Raw genomic sequence first — 4,159 nt, 5'->3', positions numbered from 1 at the left:
GCCGTCGAAGGTGTGGCGGGCACCCTGTGCGGTCGGGCGCTCGCCCCGCGCGCACGGGCGGGAACGGCCGGTGACCGAAAGCCGAGACAGGGCTGACCGGCATATGACCGGCCGGTAGGGTCTGATGACGTGCCCAAGCCTCTCAGCCTTCCGTTCGACCCCATCGCCCGCGCCGACGAGCTGTGGAAGCAGCGATGGGGAAACGTGCCCTCCATGGCCGCGATCACCTCCATCATGCGGGCCCAGCAGATCCTGCTCGCGGAGGTCGACGCGGTGGTCAAGCCGTACGGGCTGACGTTCGCCCGCTACGAGGCTCTCGTCCTGCTCACCTTCTCCAAGGCCGGTGAGCTGCCGATGTCCAAGATCGGTGAGCGGCTGATGGTGCATCCCACGTCCGTGACGAACACCGTGGACCGGCTGGTGAAATCCGGGCTGGTGGCCAAGCGTCCCAACCCCAACGACGGCCGGGGCACCCTCGCCGTCATCACCGACAAGGGCCGCGAGGTGGTCGACGCGGCCACCCGCGATCTGATGGCCATGGACTTCGGGCTCGGTGTGTACGACGCGGAGGAGTGCCGGGAGATCTTCGCGATGTTCCGCCCCCTGCGGATCGCGGCACACGACTTCACGGAGGAGTGACCCGGGACAAGATCTCCCGGATCGGGTGGTTACGCTCGACTCCATGAAAAAAAGCGTGCTGACCCGCTACCGCGTCCTGGCCTACACCACGGGTGTCCTGCTGGTGCTGCTGTGCCTGAGCATGATCGCGAAGTACGGGCTGGACATGAACGGCGCCGCCGACTTCACGCGGGTCGTCGCCATCGCCCACGGCTGGCTGTACGTCGTCTACCTGGTCTTCGCCTTCGACCTGGGCTCCAAGGCGAAGTGGCCGGTCGGCAAGCAGCTGTGGGTGCTGCTCGCGGGCACGATTCCCACGGCCGCGTTCTTCGTCGAGCGCAAGATCAGCCGTGAGCTCGAGGCCAAGGTCGCCGGGCGGACCCCGGCCGTCGCCGAGGCGTAGCGACACCGCCGTACGGATGCCGTGCGGCGGTCTGCCATCGACATTTACTAGGACGTCCAAGTAAATTCGGGGGTATGGACGCTCACGCCATCGAGGAGGGCCGCCGCCGCTGGCAGGCCCGTTACGACGCCGCGCGCAAGCGGGACGCCGACTTCACCACACTCTCCGGTGACCCCGTGGAACCGGTGTACGGGCCCCGGCCGGGTGACACGTACGAGGGATTCGAGCGGATCGGCTGGCCCGGGGAGTACCCCTTCACGCGCGGGCTCCATCCGACCGGCTACCGGGGACGCACCTGGACGATCCGCCAGTTCGCCGGCTTCGGCAATGCCGAGCAGACCAACGAGCGGTACAAGATGATCCTCGCGGCGGGCGGCGGAGGGCTGTCCGTCGCCTTCGACATGCCGACGCTCATGGGGCGCGACTCCGACGACCCGCGCTCGCTCGGCGAGGTCGGGCACTGCGGGGTCGCCATCGACTCGGCCGCCGACATGGAGGTGCTGTTCAAGGACATCCCGCTGGGGGATGTGACGACCTCCATGACCATCAGCGGTCCGGCCGTGCCCGTCTTCTGCATGTACCTGGTCGCCGCCGAGCGGCAGGGCGTCGATCCGCGGGTGCTCAACGGGACCCTGCAGACGGACATCTTCAAGGAGTACATCGCGCAGAAGGAGTGGCTCTTCCAGCCGGAGCCCCATCTGCGGCTGATCGGCGACCTGATGGAGTACTGCGCGGCGGGCATCCCCGCGTACAAACCGCTGTCGGTCTCCGGGTACCACATCCGGGAGGCCGGGGCCACGGCCGCGCAGGAGCTGGCGTACACCCTGGCCGACGGGTTCGGGTACGTCGAGCTGGGGCTCAGCCGCGGCCTGGACGTGGACGTCTTCGCGCCGGGTCTGTCCTTCTTCTTCGACGCGCACGTGGACTTCTTCGAGGAGATCGCCAAGTTCCGCGCGGCCCGGCGCATCTGGGCCCGGTGGATGCGGGACGTGTACGGGGCGAAGAGCGACAAGGCGCAGTGGCTCCGCTTCCACACCCAGACCGCCGGTGTGTCGCTGACCGCGCAGCAGCCGTACAACAACGTGGTGCGTACGGCCGTGGAGGCGCTGGCCGCCGTGCTCGGCGGGACGAACTCGCTGCACACCAACGCCCTGGACGAGACCCTCGCGCTGCCCAGCGAGCAGGCCGCGGAGATCGCGCTGCGCACCCAGCAGGTGCTGATGGAGGAGACCGGGGTCGCCAATGTGGCCGACCCGCTGGGCGGCTCCTGGTACGTCGAGCAGCTGACGGACCGGATCGAGGCGGACGCGGAGAAGATATTCGAGCAGATCAAGGAGCGGGGCCTGAGGGCTCACCCGGACGGGCGTCACCCGATCGGGCCCATCACCTCCGGGATCCTGCGCGGGATAGAGGACGGCTGGTTCACCGGCGAGATAGCCGAGTCCGCCTTCCGCTACCAGCAGGCGCTGGAGAAGGGCGACAAGAAGGTGGTGGGCGTCAACGTCCACACCGGGTCGGTGACCGGGGACCTGGAGATCCTGCGGGTCAGCCACGAGGTGGAGCGGGAGCAGGTCCGCGTCCTGGCCGAGCGCCGGGCCGCGCGCGACGAGGCGGCCGTGCGCGCCGCGCTCGACGGCATGCTGGCGGCGGCCCGCTCCGGGGCCAACATGATCGAGCCGATGCTGGACGCCGTACGCGCCGAGGCCACCCTGGGCGAGATCTGCGGGGTGCTGCGGGACGAGTGGGGGGTCTACACCGAGCCGGCCGGCTTCTGACCGGCACCGTCGACGCGCCGTCCGCCGGGGACCGCCCCGGCGGGCGGCGCGTCCGTGCGGGCCGCTCCCACGAGGCCCAGCAGGAGGATCCGGATGAAGCTGTGGACCCACTCCTCGTCGGCCGGCTTGCCGCTGACCAGGGTGCGGTGGACCACCGCGCCCGCGACCATGTCGAAGATGAGGTCGACCGTGCGGGCGGCCTGCTCGGGGTCCGGCTCCGGGGGGAGCTCGCCGCGGTGCTGGGCGCGGGCGCGGCCCTCGAGGACCAGGCGCATCTGCCGGTCCACGATCGAGGCGCGGATGCGTTCGCGCAGCGCGTCGTCGCGGGTGGACTCGGCGACCACCGCCATCAGCCCGCTGCGGGCCTCCGGGCGGGCGAGGATGGCCGCGAACTGCAGGACGACGCCCTCGACGTCGGCGGCGAGGCTGCCGAGGTCGGGGAGCTCCAGTTCGTCGAAGAGTTCCGCGACGGCGTCCACGACCAGTTCGTTCTTGCCGGCCCAGCGGCGGTACAGGGTGGTCTTGGCAACCCCGGCGCGCGTGGCGACGTCCGAGAGGGTGAGCTTGGACCAGCCGAGCTCGACCAGAGCCTCCCGGGTCGCGGCCAGGATCGCGGTGTCCGCGGCGGCGCTGCGCGGGCGTCCGGTACGGCTGGCGGGGGTGCGGCTCTGCATTCCTCGACCATAACCGGCGGGTCGCGGGCTGCCGTGAGGGAGATCACCGGGGTGCGGTGTCGCGCGAGGCCCTCCTGGCATTACGCTACGACTCGTAGCGAAAGCTCGTGAGGGACGTACACGGGCGATGGCCACGAGGCGCGGGTGGGGACCCGGCGCCACACAATGCTTTTTCGTTCAGGCGCCGGCTCGGGGGAGGATAGACGCATGCAGCCACGGAACATGTCCATGAGCGGTGTCGTCGACCTCGCCGCGGTGAAGGCGGCCCAGGAGGCCAAGGCCAAGGCCGAGCAGGCGCGCGCCGAAGCCGCCCGGCAGGGCGGGACGGGGGCCGTCTCCCCGGCCGATCTCGTCATCGACGTCGATGAGGCAGGATTCGAGCGGGACGTCCTGCAGCGCTCCGCCGAAGTCCCCGTCGTCATCGACTTCTGGGCCGAGTGGTGTCAGCCCTGCAAGCAGCTGAGCCCGGTCCTGGAGCGGCTGGCCGTCGAGTACAACGGGCGCTTCCTCCTCGCCAAGATCGACGTCGACGCCAACCAGATGCTGATGCAGCAGTTCGGGATCCAGGGCATCCCGGCCGTCTTCGCCGTCGTCGCGGGCCAGGCGCTCCCGCTGTTCCAGGGCGCGGCCGGCGAGCAGCAGATCCGGCAGACCCTGGACCAGCTTGTGGCGGTGGCCGAGCAGCGCTT

The 4,159-nt window shown here is 70.2% G+C and carries 5 protein-coding genes; 4 read left to right on the top strand and 1 reads right to left on the bottom strand.

The window, feature by feature from the left end; genetic code table 11:
- The first annotated feature begins 129 nt into the window (after positions 1–129).
- The 3 genes from H5J33_RS25965 (at position 130) to H5J33_RS25955 (ending at position 2,796) form a co-directional block, all read left to right on the top strand.
- Positions 130–639 carry a MarR family winged helix-turn-helix transcriptional regulator gene (locus H5J33_RS25965; RefSeq protein WP_030610206.1) on the top strand — a complete coding sequence of 170 codons (510 nt, stop codon included), beginning with the start codon at positions 130–132 and terminating at the stop codon, positions 637–639.
- 43 nt (positions 640–682) lie between these two features.
- Positions 683–1,021, top strand: coding sequence for a DUF3817 domain-containing protein (locus tag H5J33_RS25960; protein ID WP_181797286.1), 339 nt, complete (start codon positions 683–685; stop codon positions 1,019–1,021).
- 74 nt (positions 1,022–1,095) lie between these two features.
- Entirely contained in the window at positions 1,096–2,796 is a 1,701-nt protein-coding gene (locus H5J33_RS25955) for a methylmalonyl-CoA mutase (protein WP_181797285.1), read from the top strand.
- Here the strand turns inward: H5J33_RS25955 and H5J33_RS25950 are convergent.
- Positions 2,772–3,470: a TetR/AcrR family transcriptional regulator gene (locus H5J33_RS25950; RefSeq protein ID WP_181797284.1), complete on the bottom strand. Its 699-nt coding sequence runs from the start codon at positions 3,468–3,470 to the stop codon at positions 2,772–2,774. The genes H5J33_RS25955 and H5J33_RS25950 overlap by 25 nt on opposite strands.
- A gap of 207 nt (positions 3,471–3,677) precedes the next feature.
- Here H5J33_RS25950 and H5J33_RS25945 point away from each other — a divergent pair.
- Positions 3,678–4,159, top strand: a 482-nt coding sequence (locus H5J33_RS25945; protein WP_181797283.1) for a co-chaperone YbbN, incomplete at its 3' end; no start/stop codon positions are given.

Origin of the sequence: Streptomyces sp. WELS2, from assembly GCF_013870595.1 — a bacterium.
GTDB lineage: Bacteria > Actinomycetota > Actinomycetes > Streptomycetales > Streptomycetaceae > Streptomyces.
Note: the sequence above shows the minus strand (reverse complement) of the source record. Positions and strands in the feature narration are given on the sequence as shown.